Raw genomic sequence first — 19,542 nt, 5'->3', positions numbered from 1 at the left:
GACAACCGCCCCGACAACCTCAGGGACCGACCATGCTTCCGCTCTCCGCCTCGCAGGAGATCGTCTGGCTGCACGAGCAACTGCAGCCCGGCAGCCGTGCCTACAACTTCACCGCCGCACTCGACCTGTGGGGCCCGCTGGACACCGAGGCCCTGCACGAGGGCCTCGGCGCGACCTTGGCACGCCACCCGGGCCTGCGGCTCGAACTCGTCGCGCTGCCCGGGTCGGTACCGGGGCAGCGGGTCGCCGAGCAGTGCCGCCCCCGGCTGCACACCGTCGACCTCAGCGGAGTGGACGACCCCGAGGCGGCCTTCCAGGAACTGCTGCGCGCCGAGGCCGAGACGCCGCTCGACACCTTCGAGGCACCGCTGATCCGCTGGACGCTCGTCCGGCTCGGCGAGCACCACCACCGGCTCGTCCACGTCGAGCACCACCTGATCCACGACGGGCACTCCTTCGCGATCCTGCTCGACGACGTCTTCCGCGTCTACCGCGCCCGCGTCACGGGCGAGACCCTCACGCTCCCGCCCGCCTCCTCGTACGCGGACCACGTCCAGGCCCAGGCCAAGACCGCCTACGCCCCGGAGTCGTTGGAGTTCTGGCAGGCCGAACTGCGCGACCAGCCGCACGACTTGCCGCTGCCCGGCCTGCTCCGCCCCGGCGCCCGTCGCAGGCACCACGGCGGACAGCTGCGGCAGACCATCGGCGCCGACCTCGCCGAGCGGCTGCGCGAGCACGCCCGTGAGCGCGGCCTCACCCCCTTCGCCACGCTCCTGGGGCTGTTCGCGGAACTCCTGCGCCGCCACAGCGGCCGCTCCCGGATGGTCATCGGCACCGCCGTCGGCAACCGGCCCCTGGGGTACGAGGACGCCGTCGGCATGTTCGTCAACACCATCCCCCTGCCGCTGTCCCTGGACGCCACCGCCCCGGCCCAGGACGCCATGGACGACGTCACCGACACCCTCATCCGTGCCCTGCCGCACCAGGACGTACCGGTACAGGAGCTGACGCGGGCGCTCGGGCTGCACACCTCCGGCGCCGACAACCCGCTGTTCTCCGTCATGTTCAGCGCCCACGACGCTCCGCTGCCCGAGATCGACCTGCCGGGCCTGGACATCACGCTCTTCGAGGGGTTCAACACCGGCACCACCCGCTTCGACCTGGACGTGGTGCTGCTGCCCGACGACCGGCGCGGAGTCACCCCGCGCCACGGCGCGCCCGGCATGACGCTGGTGTGGGACTACGACGCCGACCTGTTCGGCGAGGACGTCGCCCGGCTGCTCTCGGGCCGCTTCCTCGACCTGCTGCGCGCCTACCTCGACGCTCCCGAGGCCGCGCTGGCCGACCTCGCCCCGGCCGCGGTGGAGGCGGCCACCGAGGCCGTGCCCGTCCCGGCCGGGCGCGATCCGCTGGATCCGGTGGCCGCCCACCACCCGTCGCTGCCCGCGCTGCTGTGCGGTGCACGCCGGGTGACGTACGGCGAACTCGACGAGCGTGTCGCCTCGTTGGCCGAGCGGCTGCGTGCGGCGGGGGTAGCGCCGGGCCGGCCGGTGGCCGTCGTCCTGCCCCGGGGAGCCGACTCGGTCGTCGCCCTGCTGGCCTGTCTGCGCACCGGCGCCGTCTACTGCCCGCTGTCGCCCGCCGATCCGCCGGCCCGTACCGCCCTGCTGCTCGAACGGCTCGCCCCAGCACTCGTCCTCACCGGCGAGGGCGGCCCGGCCCTCCCGGACTCCCTGCCCACCGCCCGGATCGACGCGCCCGTCCTGCCCCGCGCCCACGCCGCCGACGTCCTGCCCGCCACGACCTACGTCATCCACACCTCCGGCTCCACCGGCACGCCCAAGCCGGTCGCCGTCGGCCGTGCGGCGCTGGAGCACCATCTGACCGCAGCCGCCGACCGGTTCGCCCTCACCAGCGCCGACCGGGTCCTCATGTTCGCCCAGCCGTCCTTCGACGTATCGCTGGAGGAGGTGCTGCCCACCCTGCACGCGGGGGCGTGCCTGGTGGTGCCCGAGTACGAGGTGCCCACCGGGGCGGAGCTCGCCGAGCTGCTCGCCGCCGCCCGGGTCACCGTCGCCAACCTGCCCACCAGCTACTTCCTCTCCACCCGCGAGGAGCTGCGGCCCGCGCTGCGCGAGGAGAGCTGGGCCCCCAGGCTCCTGGTCCTGGGCGGCGAGCGCCTTCCCGCCGAGAGTCTGCGCGGCGTCCTCGCCGACACCGACGCCACCGTGCTGAACGCGTACGGCGTCACGGAAGCCGCCATCAGCTCCACCGTCCACGAGATATCCCGCGACGCCCTCAGCGAGGGCGCCGAGATCCCGCTGGGCACCGAACTGCCCGGCGAGCGCGTCCACGTCCTGGACGCGCACCACCGCCCGCTGCCCACCGGCGCCGTCGGTGAACTCGCCATCGCCGGCCCCGGCCTGGCCGAGGGCTACCCCGGCAACGCGGAGGTGACCGCCGCCCGGTTCATCGCCGTGGACGCGCTCGGCGGGGAGCGCGTCTACCTCACCGGCGACCTCGGCTACCGCGGCCTGGACGGCCTGCTGTACTTCCTGGGGCGGCGCGACAACCAGGTCAAGCTGCGCGGTCACCGCATCGAGCTGGAGGAGATCGAGGCGGCGGCGTCCGCGGCGCTCGGCGGCCGCTCCTGCGCCGTCGTCCTGGACCGCGAGGGCCCGGCCGCGCCCCGGCTCGTCGGCTTCTTCGAGGACGGCGCCGACCTGGCCGACGTCGACGAGAAGGCCCTGCACACCGAGTTGAGCCGCCGACTGCCCGGGCCCCTGGTGCCCGCCCGGTGGGCACGGCTGGAGTCGATGCCGACCCTCGCCGGCGGCAAGCCGGACCGGACGGCCCTGGCCCGGCGCGCCGCCGCACTCGACCCCATGGCCCCGACGGCACCCGAGGCCGAGACGGAGCACACGGCCGTCCCGGACGACCCGATGACCGCGCTCCTCACCGAGGGCTGGCGCGAGGTGCTCGGCCACAGCCGCTTCGACGTCGGCTCCCACTTCTTCCACATCGGGGGCCACTCACTGCTGGCCGCCGAGCTCGCGGCCTGGCTGGAGCCCCACCTGGGCACGCGCCCGCCGCTGAAGGTGCTCTTCCGCAACCCGGTGCTCGCCGACCAGGCCGACGCCCTCGCCGCCACCGCCCCTGCCTCCACGGAGTCGTGATGATCCAGCCCCCTTCCCCCGCCGACACCACCCGCACGGTGGTGAGCGTCGCCCACGGCACCGCCGCGGAGCCGACCACCGTCGTCGCCCGCTTCGAGGACCGGGTCCGGCTCTCTCCGCAGGCCCCCGCCGTCATCGACGGCGCCCGGACCTGGACGTACGAGGACCTCTCCACCGCCGCCGAGCGCGTCGCCGCCACCCTGCGCGAGCGCGTACGGCCCGGGGACCTGGTCGGTGTCTGCCTCGACCGTTCCACCGCCCTGGTGGTGACCGCCGTCGCGCTCGCCCGGATCGGCGCCGTCTACCTGCCGCTGGGCCCGCGCCCCGGCGAGCGCCGCATCCAGGCCGTCACCGAGGACCTCGACGTGGCCTGCCTCATCGGTGACCCCGCTGTCCTGCCCGCGGCCCACCGCGACGGGGAGCACACCCCGCTGCCGCTGCCCACCGACGGCGTGAACGCCCCCGCCGGCGCGGTGGCCGCGTTCGCCGACCGCCCGCAGGGGGCACGACGGGCGCCCGAGGACGCCCTGTACGCCGTCCTCACCTCCGGGTCCACCGGCCGCCCCAAGGCGGTTGCCGTGGCCGAGGCCTCGCTGTCCGTGGCCCTCGACTGGTACCGGGCGGCCACCGGCCTGGCGCCCGGCGACCGGCAGTCCCTGCTCATCGGCGTCGCCTTCGACCCGCACCTGCTGGAGCTGTGGGCCGGGCTGACCTCCGGTGCCGCCCTGGTCCCGGCCCCGGACGACACCCGCTGGGACGCAGGCGTGCTCACCGACTGGTGGCGCGATGCCGCCGTCACCGTCTGCGTGGCGGCGACCCCGACCGTCGAACCGCTCCTGGACCGGCCCTGGCCCAAGGACCTGAAGCTGCGTCACCTGGTGGTCGGCGGCGACCGCATGCGCCGCCGCCCCGGCCCGGACGTCACGGCCACCGTCCACAACGCCTACGGTCCGGCCGAAGCCACCGTCGTCACCACCACGTACGCGATGCGTGGCACCGCTGCGGGCGACATGACCCCGCCGCCGATCGGCACCCCGCTGCCGGGTGTCACCGTCGTCGTCACCGACGACGACGGGCTACCCGTCGCCCGTGGGCAGGACGGCGAACTGCGCATCGGCGGCCACTGCCTGGCGCTCGGCTACCTCGACCCGGAACTGACCGCGCGGCGCTTCACCGCCCCGCCCGAGCATCCGGCGCTGGACGGCGTCGCCCGCCTGTACCGCACCGGCGACCGGGTCCGCATGGGCGCCGACGGCAGCCTGGAGTTCCTGGGCCGCCTCGACAACCAGGTCAAGATCAGCGGGGTGCGGATCGAACTCGGCGAGGTGGAGGCCGCCTTCGAGCAGGACGCCCGGGTGCGCACCGCGGTGGTCACCGCGCAGCGCGACGACTCCGGCTTCGCCCGTCTCCTCGCGTACGTCAAGCCCGCCGAGGGTACGACACCCACGCCCGGTGATCTGCTCGCCGCGGTCCGCGCCTGGCTTCCCGAGCAGGCCGTCCCCGCCGCCGTGCACCTCGTCGACGCCTACCCGCTCGACGCCAACGGCAAGGTGGACCGGGCCGCCCTCGCCACCCACGCCCCCGAAGTGCCTGCGGCCCGCGCGGACGACCTGACCGACGCCAGCCCTGGCGAACGCCTCGTCCTGGCGACCGTACGCGAACTCCTCGGGCGGCCCGCGACCGTACTCGGCGACAACTTCACCGACATCGGCGGCACCTCCGTCGTCGCCGCACGGCTGCTCGCGGTCGTCGAGCGCGAGACCGGTATCCGCCCGCGCGCCCACGAACTGCTGCGCAGCACCGACCTGCGCGCCTTCGCCGCCGTCCTCGACCAGCGCCAGACCCCGCGACCGGCAGGAGCCTGACATGACACCCACCACGCCTCAGCCCGGCTCCCCCGCCGCCCCGCACGCCGAACCCCCGGCGTACCCGACGGCGCTGCCGGACCTCGTGGCCCGGCACGCCGAACGCACCCCCGACGCCCTGGCCGTCGTGGACGGCGACACCACCCTCACGTACCACCAGCTCGACCGGGCCGGCCGTGCCCTCGCCGCGCGCCTGCGCGAGCACCAGGTGGCGCCCGGCGACCGGGTGGCGCTGCTGACCACCCGCTCCGCCCGCACGGTCGTCGCGCAGCTCGCGCTGTGGTGGGCGGGAGCCGTGTGCGTACCGCTCGACCCCGCGCAGCCCCGGCCCCGTACCGAAGCGATGATCGCCGAGGCGGGCGTCACGCTCACCGTCGGCGACGCCAAGCTGCTTGACGCGGCCGCGCTCATCGGACCCGTCCTGGCCCTGCCCGAAGAGCCCCTGGTCAGCGGCCCGCCGCTGGGTGCTGCCGCCCCGGACGGCCCGGCCTTCATCATGTTCACCTCCGGCTCCACCGGCCGTCCCAAGGGCGTCACCATCGGGCACCGGGCGATCGCCGAACTGGTCACCGCACCGGACTACCTCACCGTCACGGCCCGCGACCGCGTCCTGTTCCACTCCCCCATGACCTTCGACGCCTCGACCTTCGAGGTGTGGGCCGCGCTCGCCAACGGCGCCGCGGTCGTCGTGTGCACCGTGCCGCGGCCCTCCCTGGAGGACCTGGCCCGCCACGTCGAACGCCACGGTGTGACGGTGGCGTTCTTCACCACGGCGCTCTTCCACCAGCTCGCCGCCCGCCGCTCCCGCGTCTTCGCCCAGCTCCGCTCGGTCATCGTGGGCGGCGAGGCCATGGCCGCGACCCACGCCCGCGACGTGCTGACCGCCTTCCCCTGGCTGGAGCTCGTCAACGGCTACGGGCCCACCGAGACCACCACCTTCGCCACCGCCCACACCGTGACCGAGCACGACTGCGACGCGCCGCTGCCGATCGGCCGCCCCATCGCCGGGGCCACCGTCCACGTCCTGGACGCCGACGGCAACCCGGTCCCCGACGGCGACCGGGGCGAACTGTGGGTCGGCGGCACCCGGCTCGCCCACGGCTACACGGGCCAACCCCAGCTCACCGCCGAGCGGTTCGTCGACCACCCCACCGCCGGACGCCTCTACCGCACGGGCGACATCGTCTCCGCCCGCCACGACGGCGTCCTGGACTTCCACGGCCGCAACGACGACCAGGTCAAGGTCCGCGGGTTCCGCATCGAACCCGCCGAGGTCGAACACGTACTGCGCCAGCAGCCGGACGTGGACGACACGGCTGTCACGGTCGACGGCAGGGGCACGCCCGAGGCGCGCCTGGTGGCGTACGTGGTGGCCGCGCCCGGGCCGGTACCCGCCGCCTCGGCGCTGCGCGAGCGGCTCACCGCCGTCCTGCCCGCCCATCTGGTGCCCGACGCCATCACCCTGGTGGAGCATCTGCCCCTGACCCCGTCCGGCAAGGTCGACCGGCGCGCGCTGGCCGACCGCGCCCAGGCCACCACCCAGGACGCGCCCGCCACGCCCGCCCCGGCGATGAGCCCGCTGGAGCAGGCCGTCGCCGAGGTGTGGAGCCGGGCCCTGGGCAACGAGGTCACCCACGGCGACGCCGACTTCCTCGCCCTGGGCGGCCACTCCCTGCTCGCCCTCGCCGTCACCGACGACCTGCGCGAGGAACTCGGCGTCGAGCTCGCCCTCGCCGACTTCCTCGCCGCCCCGACCGTCGCCGCCCAGGCCTCCCTCATCGAACGTGCCCTGCTGGCCGCCCACAGCGACCTCCACCCCCAGACCCCGGAGCACAGCGATGTCCACTGACGCCGACTCCACGGCGCGAGCCGAACAGCAGCGGCTCCAGCAGGAACTGCTGCGCCGGGCCCGCACCACCGCCGCTCGCCGCGCCCCGGACACCAGCGGGCAGGCGGTGCGCGATGCCGCCCAGTCCGGCCGCGTCCCCTTGTCCCGGGCCCAGCGCCGCATGTGGCTGATGGAACGCCTCGGCGGCGCGGGCGACTCGTACCACGTGCCCTTCGCCACCCGGGTGCGCGGCCCGTTCGACCCGGCCGCGCTCGCCACCGCCCTGACCTCGCTGGTCGCCCGGCACACGATCCTGCGTACCTGCTACGCCGACCAGGACGGCGAGCCGTTCCAGGAAGCGCTCCCGGCCCCGAACACCGTGGCCGTGCCGGTCGTCGACACCGCCCCGGCGAACGCTCCGGCGCTGCTGCGGGAGGAGGCGGCCCGGCCGTTCGACCTCGCGGCAGGCGAGGCGGTACGCGCCCGCGTCCTGCGCCACGGGCCGCAGGACCACACCGTACTGCTGACGTTCCATCACATAGCCGTCGACGGCGGCTCGCTGGAGACCCTGGCCGACGAACTCGCCGCTCTGTACACCGCGGCCGTCGACGGCTCCGGCGGCCGCGTCCTCGCCGTACCGCCGCAGTACGCCGACTACGCGCGCCGCGAGCACGACGAGATCGCCCGTCTCCAGCCGGAACTGGACCGCTGGAGCGGCCTGCTGGCCGACGCCACCCCGCCCCGCCTGCCCCTGCCGGCCGCGTCGCGCTCCACCAACCCGTCGGCGGCCGTGCACACCGTGCCTCTGCCGTCCGCGCTGCCCCACGGCCTGCGGGCGCTGGGAGCCGAGCAGCGCGCCACGCTGTTCGCGGTGTCGCTCACCGCTGCCTTCGCCGCGCTGCACCGCCTCACCGGCGACGACGACCTCGTCATCGGCGTGGCGGGCACCCACCGCAGTGGCACCGCCATGCGCGGCCTGGTCGGCCTGTGCGTCAACACGCTGCCCGTGCGCGTCGACGCGTCCAACGACCCGTCGTTCACCGAGCTGCTGCACCGCGTACGCGACGCGCTCCTGGAGGCCCAGCGCCACCGGCACCTCCCCTTCGACCTCGTCCTGGAACGTCTCGGCGCCACGGCGCGCGGCGCCGACGGCACCGCACTGGTCCGCGTCACCTCCGACGTGCTGGGCGAGCCCACGGTGCTCCGACTGCCCGGCACCTCGGCCGAGTACGTCGACGTGCCCACCGGCGGCGCGAAGTTCGCCCTGTCCTACGGCCTCGACCTCGGCGACGCCGAACATCCCACGGCGCTGGTCCAGTTCGACCCGAGCACGCTGGACGACGCGGCGGCACAGGCGACCGTACGGGACTACGCCGCCCTGCTCGAAGCGGCGGCGGCCGGCCCGGAGCTCGCGCTGAGCAAGCTGCCGGGCCTCGGCACACCGCCCCGTCCTTCCGCCACCGGAGACAGCACCCCGGACGGCGCCGACCACCCGGCGGCCCACGCCCTGCGCGCCCACCCGCAGGTCGCTGACGCCCTCGTCGTCCGGCCCGTCCAGGGGCCGCCCGTTGCCTACGCCGTCCTCCACGACAGCGCCGGCCCGTCCGGCAACGAACTGCTCGGTCTGCTGCGCCGCTCGCTCGCGCCCGAGTCCGTGCCCGCCGCGGTCACGCTGCTGGACGCGCTGCCCGAGACGGCCGCCGGGGCCCTCGACACCGCCGGGCTGCCCGGGCCTCCCGCGCCGAGCGGCCCTTCCAGTCCGCGAGCCGGGGCCGTCGCCGAGGGCTTCGCCTCGCTGCTCGGCCTCACGCCGTCGCCCGACGACGACTTCTTCGCCCTCGGCGGCCACTCCCTCGTCGCCGTGCAGCTCGCCGAACGCCTGCGCACCGGGCTCGGCCTGCCGCTCACGGGACTCGATGTGCTCCAGGCCCGTACGCCCCGGGCGCTCACCGCGCTCCTCGACGAGCGGGCGGCCCAGCAGACCGCCGCGCGGACCACCAGCAAGCACGCCCGGTCCCGGACCGTTCGTCCGGGCACGGTGCTGGTCACCGGCGCGACCGGCGGCGTCGGCGCGTTCATCGTGCGGGAGCTGGCCGCCCAGGGCCATCCCGTGCTGGCCCTGGCCCGGCCCGAGTCCGCCCATCTGATCGCCACCGAGGGCGTCGACGTCGTCGCGGGCGACCTCACCGACCTGGCCGGACTACGCGACGCCGTCAGGGAAGCGGACGCGGTCATCCACGCCGCCTGCACCTTCACCCGTCCAGAAGTGGACCTGGCGGCCATGGAGGCGATGGTCGACGCCTGGAGCCGTGGACCGTTCGTCTTCGTCAGCAGCGTCGACGCCTACGGACACCCCCACGCGGACCAGGTCGTGGAGGAGTCACCGCCCTGCGAGCCCGTCAGCCCGTACGGCATGGCCAAACTCGACTGCGAGGCCATGGTGCTGCGCGCGGCGGGCACCGACGGACGCGGCGGGGCGAGTGCCGTGCGCTCCCCGATCGTGTGGGGCGCGCACGAGCGGCTGCGCGAACAGCTGCGCTGGGGCGCCCTCGGCACGCTGTACCAGGCCGCCCGCCGAGGCGAGCCGATCGAGCTGCCCCGACCCGGCACCGGCGGACACCCTTGGTACGGAGCGGCCTGGGTCCACGCGGCCGCCCTGGCTCGCGCGGTGACCGAGTGCCTGGACCGCCCCGTCCACGGCGTCGCCAACGCCGTGAGCGGCCATGTGTCCTGGCACGCCCTCGCCCACGACCTCACGGAACTGCTCGGCACCCGAGGCGAGGTTCGCGAGACCGACGCCGTCCCGCGAGATCTCGACCACCGCTGGCACTACGACAGCCGCCGCCTGGCCCGTCCGCTGCGGGCGAATCCGGGCGAGGACCGGCGGACCGTACTGGCCGAGATGATCGACGGCATGACGGGGGACGACGCTTGACGGTATGTCAGGGTCCGGAGGCTCACTCGCACCGATGATTTCGATACCGGAAGCCGGTCGTTATGGGGGTAGAGGAAGGAGATCCCCATGCCCACACAGGACCCCGCCGAAGGGCCCACGACCGAACTCGACGCCCGGTACAGCTCCGCGCTCAACCCCCGCCCGGGGGCCGGGGAGGTCACCGCCACCGAATGGGCCCAGGCCCTGCGGCAGCTGGCGGCCGCCGAGATCTTCTGGGTGTCCACGGTACGGCCCGACGGCCGGCTGCACGTCACTCCCGTGCTCGCCGCCTGGCACGACGGCAGGCTGTACTTCTCCACCGGCGCGGGCGAGCAGAAGGCGCGGAACCTCGCGCACGACGCCCACTGCGCGCTGACCACCGGAGGGAACTCACTCACCCAGGGCCTCGACCTGGTGGTCGAGGGCAGGGCGGAGCAACTTACCGATCCGGTGGTAATGGAGCAGGTCATCGGGGCGTACGAGGCGAAGTACGGGGCGCACATCACCTCGCCCAAGGGTCCCTTCCACGGCCTCGGGGACGCGTTCCGCAAGGGCGACGCCGTCGTGTTCGCGGTGGCCCCGGCGACGGCGTACGGCTTCGGCCGGGACGACGGAACGTACACCCATACAAGGTGGACGTTCTGAGCCTCGGAACCGTCGTACGCAGTCGGGATGAAGGCGTCGTCACCGGGAGCGCGACTGCCAAGCACGGGCGAAGAGTTCGGGCAGTGGTCCGGCGAACGGTACGGAGCGGACCTTGCCCGCGATCACCCGGGCGTCGAGCAGATCGGCCTTCCAGGTCTCCATCGGATGGAACGGCTTGTCCGCGGCGACCCAGTCGCCGGGCAGGAACACGCCACGCCCGGCCCGGGGGCGCCGGTCCGCGACCACCAGGGACGCCTCGACGAGTTCGGTCGTGACCGTCTTGTGGCGCGCCGCCGTCCACTGGTTCCAGCGGCGGACCCTGCGGTCGGTGGGTGCGGGCAGCGCCAGCAACTGCAAGTACAGCGCCGCCGCATCCGTGCCGACGCCCGTCTTGGCGACGACCTCGTCGACGACGTCGGGTGCGGACAAGCGGGGATCGGTCTCGTAGCGCCCGGGCGGCAGGGTCTGGGAGGTGATCCGTTCCACGATGCGCGCGCACTCGGGCCCCCGCAGCCAGCGCACGCGGGCGAGGTTGGATCCTTCGGCGTCGACGACGGCCTCCAGCCGCTGCGAGCGCTCGTCCGCGCTGTACTTGCCGGGCCGGAAGTAGATGCCCGGGGCGCCCCGCTCGCCGCGCCGGTCGAATCCCGCCTCGGCCACGACGACCAGTCCGTCGTCGAGCGTGGGATGGTCCAGCGGCTCGACGGCGTCCAGGTACGCTTCGGCGCCGGGAAAGGCCGGGAGCAGATCTGCCACGGTCCGGCCGCGCAGGCGGTTGCCGTCGGCGTCGAGCAGCAACCGCGGGTGGGCCAGCCGCTCCCGCAGCAGCGCGACCACCTGCGGAACACCCTCGCGTACGGGATCCCCTGCGGGCAGCTCGGCGTAGATCCAGTCGATGGCCGCGCAGGCCACTTCGAGGCGCTCCTTGAAACGGAACCCCTCGTCGCCCTCCCAGCCGTGGCCGATGACACTGCTCGCTCGCAGCCGGGTGTCGGGGTCACGGGTGAGCACCGGATCGCTCGCGGGATCGGCGAACAGCGTGCACACCGCGGCCGGGGCCATGCGCACGCTGTCGTGCTCGGCCGCCACGGTGAGCGTCGTCTCCGGGATCGCGGGGCGTACGCCCTGCTGGGCGCGCCAGGCCTCGGCGATGCGCTCGGCGAGCGCCGCCTGCCCGCCCGGCTGCCACAGCTGCTCCGGGTCGTCGGGCAGTACGGCGGCCAGCAGATCGAGACGCGCGGGCACCCGCAGTGCCATCAGCTCGCGTTCCCCGGCGTCGGCTTCGGACTGCTTGAGCCCCATGACCTTGCGCGCCTCGGTGTCCAGGCCTCGATACCCGTACGACACATCGGGGATCCCGGCGAGCAGCAGTGCGGCCGCGGCGTGGCTGAGCCCGGTCGCCCGGGCGAGCGCCGTGGCCGCCGCGCGGTCCCAGGGAGCCGGGCCGTTCTCTCGTACGAGACCGGCGAGCCGGCGCAGCCGTTCCGGGGTCTCCCAACTGGCCGAGGGCACGGGCTCGGAGGCGACGATCCGCCCGGGCGCGGGCGGATCAACCTGCCCCGTGCGGAGTTCGACGAAGTGCCGCCCCTGCTCGCCCGTGGCGAGTCCGTGCAGCACCAGCAGGGCACCATCGCCGTTGCGCGCGGCGTACACGCTGTCCTCGGCGAGTTCGATGGTCCCCGTACGCATCCGGCGCCGCACGTCCGGGTCGGCGAAGGGGGTTTCGGCCCATACCTCCAGCATGCTCAGCAGGACTTCCCGCAGCTCGGGCCGGATGTGGAAGGCGGTGGCCCGCAGCGCCACGGCACCGATGCGTCCGATGAACCGGGACCAGCCCCACCCCTTGTACTGTGCCGGGACGCCCTCGCCGCGACCGGTCAAGTAGTCCCCGGCGTCCGCGAATCCGGCGAGCGTACCGGCCCGCCAGTATCCGGAACCCTCGACGAACCCACTGAGAGCGGGGGCGATCAGGTCGTCGTCGTGGGGCGGCGTGCGACGTATCAAGGCATCAGACATGCGCTCCATCCTGCCCGATCATGAAGCGGTGCTCGTCGCCGTGGCGCGGCCGTGCAGGAGCAGTGCGCGCACGATGCCGCCCAGTGCGGTGAGGCACAGGAGGGTGCGGAAGATGTTGGCGGTCTCCCAGGTTCCCTTGAAGTCCTCGATCACCGAGTAGTCGGTGGCGGGGCCCGGGTGGCCCAGGTCGGCCAGCTTGTTGTTGAGCGGGATGTTGATCCCCATGGTCAGCGCCAGTACGGCCGTGTAGCAGAGTGCGGCGGCCAGGAGCCACTGCCCCATCGCCCGTTGGCCCTTGCGGAAGGCGCGGAACGCGGCCCAGGCGGTGACCGCCAGCGCACCGACGAAGACCAGCACGAAGGGGCCGCTGCCGTCGATGACGGAGTTGAAGTTCTGCATGGCCGTGGCGTACGTACGGTCGTCCGTCTTCGCCAGGCCCGGCATCACGGAGACGTCGAAGGCGAAGAAGAGACCCGCCATCAGGCCCATCGCGAGAGCGGCGGCGCCCAGGAGCACTCCCGTCAGCCGGTCCCGCGCCGACTGTCCGACAGACATAGCGGTGGGCGGAAAAGCAGTGCGGGACGTCTGTTCGTGACTCATGGGGCCCTCCGGGTGCTGTGATGGTCCTGACCGGCCGTGTAGGTCCGGCGCGATCCTCGATGGCGGCCACCGGTGCGGGGGGCTTCTCGATGGAGAAGGTGTTCCGCCGCACCCGGTGACGAGCTCATCTCATCGCGAGAGCACCTCGCGCGCCCATGGCGCAGACGCTCAGTCGCATACGCGAGTGTCCAAGGCGGTCGGGACGGGCCAGGGGACATCGGTTTCGACGGGGGTGGTGTAGTCGACGCCGGGGACGGAGAAGCCGTAGAGGCGGTGGACCTCGTCGCTGAACCAGTCGAGGTCGGCGAGTTCGGTGATGGTGTCGCTGGTGGCGGTGGACCAGCGTGCGGCGACGGCGTCCTGTACGGCGGGGGCGAGTTCCCAGGTGTCGAGGCGGACCCGGCCCTCGTCGTCGAGGTCGAGCGGGCGGGCGCCGGTCAGCTGGTCCCACAGCTCCACCAGCTGTCCGACCGGGTTGACCATGGTGTCGCCGAGGACGCCGCGCAGCAGCCCGGTGTACAGGGCGATGCCGGGGATGGCGGTGGAGGACTGGGTGACGGCGGCGGCGTTGACCGAGGTGACGGCCCTGCCGCCCACGGTCTTGCCGAGGCGCTCGTCCAGCGTGCGTGCGGTGGCTTCGAGATGGGCCTTCGCGGCGCCGATGGTGCCCTGCCGGTAGATCGCGGCGGTGAGCGGCGAGCCGATGTAGGACAGGGCGGCGGTGGTGAAGCCGTCGGCGAGCAGGGACCGGTCGGCCAGGAACGTGATCCACCGTTCCCAGTCGGTGCCGCCCATCACCGCCACGGTCTGCTCGATGTCGTCGCCCTCGGCCGGCGCGGTGGTGACCTCCCTGACCTCCGGGGCGCCGTCCGCGTCGAAGACGAGGGTCTTGGTGGTGTACGGCGAGCCGACCGGCTTGAGGACCGAGGCGTACACGTCGCCGGTGTCCGGGTCGGTGCGGCGGGGCGCGGCCACCGAGTAGATCAGGAAGTCGAGCCGTCCTCCGAACCGCTCGGCGAGGAGGTCGGCGACCTGCTCCTTCATCGCGTCGCCGAACGCATCGCCGTTGAGGAAGACCATGTCCCGCCCGTGCTGCTGGGCGAGCCGGGCGGTGGCTGCGGTGCGGTACCAGCCTGCCGTGCCGGTGCGGCGCCCGGGCGCCTTCTCGAAGCACACGCCGATGCCGCGGATCCCGACACGGGCCAGGCCCGCGATCGTGGCGGCCAGGCCGTACCCGGCGGAGGAGCCGATGACCAGGGCCACCGGCCCCTCGCCCTCTGCGGTGACCGGGGCGGGGACGGCCTGCCACATCTCGTCCACCAGCTGTCGGCAGCCGTCGGGGTGGGAGTCGAGGAAGAGGAAGCCCCGGCTCTTGGGCGCGATGACGCGTTCGCTCACGGTGTGGTCCCCCAGATGTCGCCACGAACAAGGACGCGGCGGCCAACGCGGCCACCCCGTCCCGCAAGTCTGCGGCCGCACGGAGGGACTTGGTGATCTTGACCGGCACAACGGTGTCGACCCGGACTTGGAGGGTTTCCACTATTGGAGGCCCGTCCGGCGGCGGGTCTCGCCGCCGGACAGGTCCCTGGTCATGCGGAGGCTCGGCGAACCGAGCCGGACTCAGCGCTTGAGCGTGAAGGTGAAGTCGCCGGAGAGCTTGCCGCTCAGCCGGACCGCCGAGACGAGCTTGCCCTCCTCGATCAGCCGCTCGACCTCGGCCCGCGAAAGACCGCACCCTTCGGCGATCAGCCGCACCGGCCGGACAGGGATCCGCGCCGCGAAACGGACCGAGATGTCCATCACCTCGCGGTCCAGATGATCCGATCCGCCGGTGTCGAGGCGCCAGGCGTTGTCCCAGTCGAGGGCGATGCGGTTGCGACGCCGTACGACCGGATCCTGGAGCACCTCGGCCGCCAGACCTGGGTCGTTGTCGTGCATCCGGTCCAGCAGCTCAGGTCGTACGGAGCGCACGTTCGTCCGCTCGAAGACCGTGAGCTTCGTGGTGTCCCCACAAGTGGTGCAGAGCGCGAGGAGCCAGGCGTCGATGAGCTTGTGGTTGGCGTTGACGCGGAACTTACCGCTCGTCCGGAAGCGCTCGGACGTGCACGCGTGGCAACGGCGGAGAACGAGCGGCAGGCAGGTGGGTATGACAACCCAGGTGTTGAGCATAGAAGTACACCGGTTTCAGTGTGAGAAATCCGCAGCAAAAAGCGGCGCGGCGCAAAGGCGCGACGCGCGACCGATCAGCTCGTGGGAGGTCTCACAGGGTGTACAACGGGACGTCCTTGCCTGGGCGACTTGGTTCAGCAGCACGGTAATGGCACACGGCGGCGCTGATCCACTGGTTTTTGCGAGCGCCTCAGCCTCACCGTGGGGGCTCCACGGGGTGGGCCGTGTCGAAGTCGATCAGCGCGACAGGGAGTTGGTTCTGGAAGACCGTGTTGTATGTCGCCGCGTCGCCGTGGCAGATCACTTCCGCCGGCTCGCGCGCGGGGAACTGCCGGACGTCGTCCCGCTTCCGGTCGAAACCGGCGGAGGCGTCATGGAAATCTTCCACGACCTTCGGCGACCGGAGGGGGTGAGGGGCGACAGTCATGCTGCCGCCCCCGTACCCCCTTCCCCCCGTTGGCCACCTCTCAGCCGTCGAGCACCGCTCGTGCCCGGTCGACGACTCGCAACGCGGCGGATCGTTCGGCGGTCAGCGTGCCCTTGTCGCGTTCGATCGCTTCCTCCTGATAGGCGGCCTCGACCGCGAACCACTCACGGACGACGCCGGAGGACCGGTTGCACCGCACCTCCGCCGTGGCCTGTGCCCGCTCGGCGGCCTTGTCGGCGGCTTCCTTGACGGGCGTGTCCACGGGCGAGGAGAGGTGGTAGCCGCGCGCACTCATGCACGACGACCATCGGGCCACCGCCGCGACGACACGAGGATCCTTGGCCGACGCGTCCCATGTCCCCCGCTGCAGTTTCATGGCGAAGGGCGTGTCCCGCGCCCGGGAGGTGTCGCCGAGTTGGCGTACGGCCCAGTCCACACAGCCTCGTGGCTGTCCCCCGCCGGAGGCGCCGTCGTAGACCCGGCGCTGGGCCGTCGTCAGCTTCGGCGCGGTGGGTGGCGCGGTGTCTCGGGACGGAGGGAGCCCGTAACCGTACTGTTCGGCCTGTTCCAGGTCGGTCAAGCCGTACCGGCGTTCCAGGAGGTCCTTCAGAGGCGGGCGTACGTGTGTCAGCGCCTGAATCGACGCCCCCCGTTCGCGCATACAGCGCTCCACCAGCCGTTCGTACGCCCTGTTGAGGTCGTCGCGCTGCTGGTAGCTCAGCAGATACGCCTGTACGGGGAGCTCCGCCCGTCCGGTCCCTGCTCTCCCCGTACCGCCGGTGGTCGTCGCGTATCCGGCCGCGCCGCCGATAGCCACACACACGGCGACAGCGCAGGACGCTACCGCGGTCCGTCTCATCTTCACGGCCCGAACAGCACGGACGCGTCCTCGTTGTACGTATTCGGCAGGCTGCTGAGGTAGTTGGTGGGAATGAAGTCACTCGCTCCCTTGTAATCGAAGCGGTAGAAGACGGTGGCGGCGTAGAAGTCGTTGGTGTTCCGCGCCGATCCCGCGTTGTTCCAGACGCTCTGCCCGATGCCGTTGCAGTTCCAGCCGCAGGCGTTGAACTTGGTGTTCGTCAGGTTGGGGATGTTCCCGCCGATCCTGACGAACGCACCGCCTCCGTTCGAGTTGTAGTAGAGGCAGAACCACCCGTCGACGCAACTGTCCGCGCTCGCCGGGGCGGCCGCCGCCACGGTGCCCGCGGTGAGACTCAACGCGGCCAGCGCCGTCACCATCAGACCTCGTCTGCGCATCCTCGCTCCTCGGTCGTGGGATAGGACCGGGGCGAGGCCGTGACGAACGACCGGTATCGCGTGCGGGGTTCGTTCCCGCCGCAGCCGGACGCGGGTCGTGCGCGCCGCCCTCGCCCCCTGCGCCAAGTCTGCGTTCGACCGCCCGCCGACGTCATTGTCCATGGGCGCAGCCTTTGTTGCTTCTGCGCGCACGAGGCTATCCGGCCCAAAAAGGCAGGGGGCTCGGCCAGGTTGGTCACCGTGGACCCGCTGCCACTCCCGGTCGCCCGCAAGCTGATACGGCAGTGCCGAAGCCGCATACCGAGATGAGGGCGAATGGTCTTCACGGAGATCGACACCGCCGGTCTGCCCCCGGAGCACAGGTTCGAATGGTGGCGCGGGATCGTGGAACAAGGAGTGGCCCCGACCCGCATCAGCAGCGACTGCGTCCCGGACTTCGTCGGCCGTGTCGGATTTCTCCCACTCGGCCCTGCCCAGGTGACAACGATGGCGTTCTCCCCGATCACCTCGGACCGCCCCGCGCGACTCGTGCGGCGCTCCGACCCCGAGACCTTCGAGCTCACCCTGATCCTGGAGGGGGCGATGCACGTGGCCCAGGGACGGAATGAAACACACCTGGACGCCGGAGACTTCGCGATGTGGACCTCGTCCCGTCCCTACAGCGGCCGTGCCGGCGGTAGCCCGGGGGGCGGCCTGTCCCGTGCGATCATCCTGCACCTGCCCCACTCACTGGTCCCCCTCCCGCGCAAGAGGGTCGAGGAACTGCTCGCCCACAGGATGCCCGCGGCATCGGGGTTCGGCCGTGTCCTCGCCCAGTACCTCCGCTCCGTCGTCCAGGAGGCATCCGCCCTGGACGAGGCCGACTGCACACGACTCGGTGCGGTGAGCCTCGACCTGGCGACCGGCCTCCTGGCCGAGCGGATCGGTACGCAGGAACGACTCCCCGCCGAGACGCGGCACCAGCTCCTGCTGGCCGCCATCGACACCTTCATCGACGACAACCTCGCCGACCCGCAGCTCGACGCCGGTGCCGTGGCCGCGCGGCACAACATCTCCGTGCGGCACCTGCATCAGCTCTTCCGCAGCCGGCCCGAGACGGTGTCCGCCAGCATCCGGCGCCGCCGACTCGAACGGTGCTACGCCGACCTCGGCACACCCGCCCTCCGCTCCTTGCCGATTCGCGCCGTCGCGGCGAGATGGGGTCTCGTCGACCCCGCGTGGTTCAGCCGCGCGTTCCGTAGGACTTACGGCATGACGCCCGGCGAGCACCGCAGCACCACGCTCGGGGGCACCGCCGCGCTCCACGCGGACCGTCAGGCTCCAGAGATCGCCACGCGCCGCTAAGATGCGCGAAATTTGGGGATCTCACAGGGGGAGATATGAAGTCCATCCGTATACCCGGCCGACTGCGCACCGCCGTCGGCGCGTTCGCCGTCGCCACGGGGGTGCTCACCGGGATGCTGGTCGGGCCCGTGGACACCGCGAGCGCCGCCACGGTGACGACCGGCCCGGTCTTCAACGATCCGACCGGTGACGACGCCGCACAGCAGGCGATCCGCAGCCAGGTACGGTCCGTCGTCGCCAACGCCGACGGCGGAACCGCACTGCGGCTGGCCATGTACCACCTGTGGGACGAGACGGTCGCCAACGAGCTGGTCGCCGCGAAGGCGGACCGCGGCATCAGCGTCAAGGTGGTCCTGGACGCGAGCACCCTCGACTACCCGAAGGCGTACGACATCCTGCGTGCCGCTCTCGGTACGGACACCTCGCAAAGCTCGTACGTGAAGCTCTGCGCCACCGGCAGCTCCTGTCTGGGTCCGGCGGGGACCGGCATCAACCACAACAAGGTCCTGCTGGCCGGCAGTGTCGGCGGCGGCGCCCAGAAGAACGTCGTCATGCAGCTCACCTCGAACCTGACGCCGTCCAACTACACGCGCTACTGGAACAGTTCGGTCACCGTCGCGGGCAACGCCGAGCTGTACGGCGGCTACCTCTCCTACTTCGACAAGCTGCCCGCGCAGAACCGCGCCGCCTGGTCGTATACGTACGGAAACGCGGGCGACTACAAGTACTACTTCTTCCCGCGCGCGGGCACCGACGCGACCACCGACACCGTCGTGAACGCGCTGGACAACATCACCTGCCGCTGGACGGACACCGCCGGCTCGCACCGTACGACCGTCCACGCGGCCATGCTGAAGATCAGCCGCCAGGACGTGGCCGACAAGCTGCGCGCGCTCGCCGGGGCGGGGTGTCTGGTGGACCTCGTCTACAGCGAGACGGACACGGGGACGTGGAACACCCTGCACGGTGTCTCCGGCATCACCAACCGCTGCTACCAGCACGATGACGACGCCGACAGCACCACCCCGAACCGCATCGTGCACTCCAAGAACGTGATGGTGGACGGTATGTACGCGGGCAGCGTCCAGAAGCTGATGTGGACCGGCAGCCACAACTGGAGCGGTCCGGCGCTGCGCAACAACGACGAGGCGCTGCTGCGCATCACCACACCGTCCGTCTACAGCGCGTTCGAGGCCAACTTCCAGGCGGCCCGGGCCGCGGCCGTACCCGGCACCAACGACAACGTCACCGCCTGCAAGAGCGAGTAGCCCGCCCGGCGC

Annotated in this window: 14 protein-coding genes; 7 read left to right on the top strand and 7 right to left on the bottom strand. The window is 72.5% G+C overall.

Annotated features, from left to right (window positions below):
* Positions 1-32 precede the first annotated feature (32 nt).
* From IE252_RS16805 to IE252_RS16785, 5 genes are all read left to right on the top strand, one after another.
* The gene (locus IE252_RS16805; protein WP_190090226.1) at positions 33-3,176 is read left to right on the top strand and encodes a non-ribosomal peptide synthetase; all 3,144 of its coding nucleotides are present in this window, start codon (positions 33-35) and stop codon (positions 3,174-3,176) included.
* Positions 3,176-5,041 (top strand): non-ribosomal peptide synthetase, encoded by a 1,866-nt coding sequence (locus IE252_RS16800; RefSeq protein ID WP_190090225.1) that lies wholly within the window; start codon positions 3,176-3,178, stop codon positions 5,039-5,041. Before IE252_RS16805 ends, IE252_RS16800 begins: the two co-directional genes overlap by 1 nt.
* 1 nt (position 5,042) lies before the next feature.
* Positions 5,043-6,890, top strand: coding sequence for a non-ribosomal peptide synthetase (locus tag IE252_RS16795; protein ID WP_190090224.1), 1,848 nt, complete (start codon positions 5,043-5,045; stop codon positions 6,888-6,890).
* Entirely contained in the window at positions 6,880-9,804 is a 2,925-nt protein-coding gene (locus IE252_RS16790; protein WP_190090223.1) for a condensation domain-containing protein, read from the top strand. Before IE252_RS16795 ends, IE252_RS16790 begins: the two co-directional genes overlap by 11 nt.
* Before the next feature lie 87 nt (positions 9,805-9,891).
* Complete coding sequence (locus tag IE252_RS16785; RefSeq protein WP_190090222.1) at positions 9,892-10,449, top strand: pyridoxamine 5'-phosphate oxidase family protein; 558 nt, start codon at positions 9,892-9,894, stop codon at positions 10,447-10,449.
* A gap of 39 nt (positions 10,450-10,488) precedes the next feature.
* Here the strand turns inward: IE252_RS16785 and IE252_RS16780 are convergent, their stop codons facing one another.
* The 7 genes from IE252_RS16780 to IE252_RS16750 form a co-directional block, all read right to left on the bottom strand.
* Positions 10,489-12,465: a hypothetical protein gene (locus tag IE252_RS16780; protein ID WP_190090221.1), complete on the bottom strand. Its 1,977-nt coding sequence runs from the start codon at positions 12,463-12,465 to the stop codon at positions 10,489-10,491.
* A gap of 18 nt (positions 12,466-12,483) precedes the next feature.
* Positions 12,484-13,020 (bottom strand): anthrone oxygenase family protein, encoded by a 537-nt coding sequence (locus IE252_RS16775; protein WP_229848455.1) that lies wholly within the window; start codon positions 13,018-13,020, stop codon positions 12,484-12,486.
* Positions 13,021-13,233: 213 nt separating this feature from the next.
* Positions 13,234-14,463 (bottom strand): enoyl-[acyl-carrier-protein] reductase FabV, encoded by a 1,230-nt coding sequence (gene fabV / locus IE252_RS16770; RefSeq protein WP_190090219.1) that lies wholly within the window; start codon positions 14,461-14,463, stop codon positions 13,234-13,236.
* Between the two features lie 222 nt (positions 14,464-14,685).
* Positions 14,686-15,234: a DUF1062 domain-containing protein gene (locus IE252_RS16765; RefSeq protein WP_190090218.1), complete on the bottom strand. Its 549-nt coding sequence runs from the start codon at positions 15,232-15,234 to the stop codon at positions 14,686-14,688.
* A gap of 196 nt (positions 15,235-15,430) precedes the next feature.
* Positions 15,431-15,661 (bottom strand): phosphotransferase, encoded by a 231-nt coding sequence (locus IE252_RS43195; protein WP_229848453.1) that lies wholly within the window; start codon positions 15,659-15,661, stop codon positions 15,431-15,433.
* A gap of 40 nt (positions 15,662-15,701) precedes the next feature.
* Positions 15,702-16,484: a hypothetical protein gene (locus tag IE252_RS16755; RefSeq protein ID WP_190090217.1), complete on the bottom strand. Its 783-nt coding sequence runs from the start codon at positions 16,482-16,484 to the stop codon at positions 15,702-15,704.
* Positions 16,485-16,522: 38 nt separating this feature from the next.
* Positions 16,523-16,918, bottom strand: a complete 396-nt coding sequence (locus tag IE252_RS16750; RefSeq protein ID WP_190090216.1) for a peptidase inhibitor family I36 protein — start codon at positions 16,916-16,918, stop codon at positions 16,523-16,525.
* Positions 16,919-17,233: 315 nt separating this feature from the next.
* Between IE252_RS16750 and IE252_RS16745 the strand changes: the two genes are divergently transcribed.
* Together IE252_RS16745 and IE252_RS16740 are read left to right on the top strand one after the other, a co-directional pair.
* On the top strand, positions 17,234-18,262 hold the full coding sequence (locus IE252_RS16745) for an AraC-like ligand-binding domain-containing protein (protein WP_190090215.1): 1,029 nt from the start codon (positions 17,234-17,236) through the stop codon (positions 18,260-18,262).
* Positions 18,263-18,297: 35 nt separating this feature from the next.
* Positions 18,298-19,530 (top strand): phospholipase D-like domain-containing protein, encoded by a 1,233-nt coding sequence (locus tag IE252_RS16740; protein ID WP_190090214.1) that lies wholly within the window; start codon positions 18,298-18,300, stop codon positions 19,528-19,530.
* The last annotated feature ends 12 nt before the right edge of the window (positions 19,531-19,542 follow it).

This window comes from Streptomyces melanogenes (assembly GCF_014649795.1).
GTDB classification, from domain to species: domain Bacteria; phylum Actinomycetota; class Actinomycetes; order Streptomycetales; family Streptomycetaceae; genus Streptomyces; species Streptomyces noboritoensis.
Note: the sequence above shows the minus strand (reverse complement) of the source record. Positions and strands in the feature narration are given on the sequence as shown.

Excerpts from the sequence above, each read along its gene's own strand:
- IE252_RS16785 (WP_190090222.1), top strand. The coding sequence starts at position 9,892 with ATGCCCACACAGGACCCCGCCGAAGGGCCCACGACCGAACTCGACGCC.
- IE252_RS16745 (WP_190090215.1), top strand. The coding sequence starts at position 17,234 with ATGGTCTTCACGGAGATCGACACCGCCGGTCTGCCCCCGGAGCACAGG.
- IE252_RS16790 (WP_190090223.1), top strand. The coding sequence starts at position 6,880 with ATGTCCACTGACGCCGACTCCACGGCGCGAGCCGAACAGCAGCGGCTC.
- IE252_RS16765 (WP_190090218.1), bottom strand. The coding sequence starts at position 15,234 with ATGCTCAACACCTGGGTTGTCATACCCACCTGCCTGCCGCTCGTTCTC.
- IE252_RS16775 (WP_229848455.1), bottom strand. The coding sequence starts at position 13,020 with ATGTCTGTCGGACAGTCGGCGCGGGACCGGCTGACGGGAGTGCTCCTG.
- IE252_RS16795 (WP_190090224.1), top strand. The coding sequence starts at position 5,043 with ATGACACCCACCACGCCTCAGCCCGGCTCCCCCGCCGCCCCGCACGCC.
- IE252_RS16800 (WP_190090225.1), top strand. The coding sequence starts at position 3,176 with ATGATCCAGCCCCCTTCCCCCGCCGACACCACCCGCACGGTGGTGAGC.
- IE252_RS16805 (WP_190090226.1), top strand. The coding sequence starts at position 33 with ATGCTTCCGCTCTCCGCCTCGCAGGAGATCGTCTGGCTGCACGAGCAA.
- IE252_RS43195 (WP_229848453.1), bottom strand. The coding sequence starts at position 15,661 with ATGACTGTCGCCCCTCACCCCCTCCGGTCGCCGAAGGTCGTGGAAGAT.
- IE252_RS16780 (WP_190090221.1), bottom strand. The coding sequence starts at position 12,465 with ATGTCTGATGCCTTGATACGTCGCACGCCGCCCCACGACGACGACCTG.
- IE252_RS16750 (WP_190090216.1), bottom strand. The coding sequence starts at position 16,918 with ATGCGCAGACGAGGTCTGATGGTGACGGCGCTGGCCGCGTTGAGTCTC.
- IE252_RS16740 (WP_190090214.1), top strand. The coding sequence starts at position 18,298 with ATGAAGTCCATCCGTATACCCGGCCGACTGCGCACCGCCGTCGGCGCG.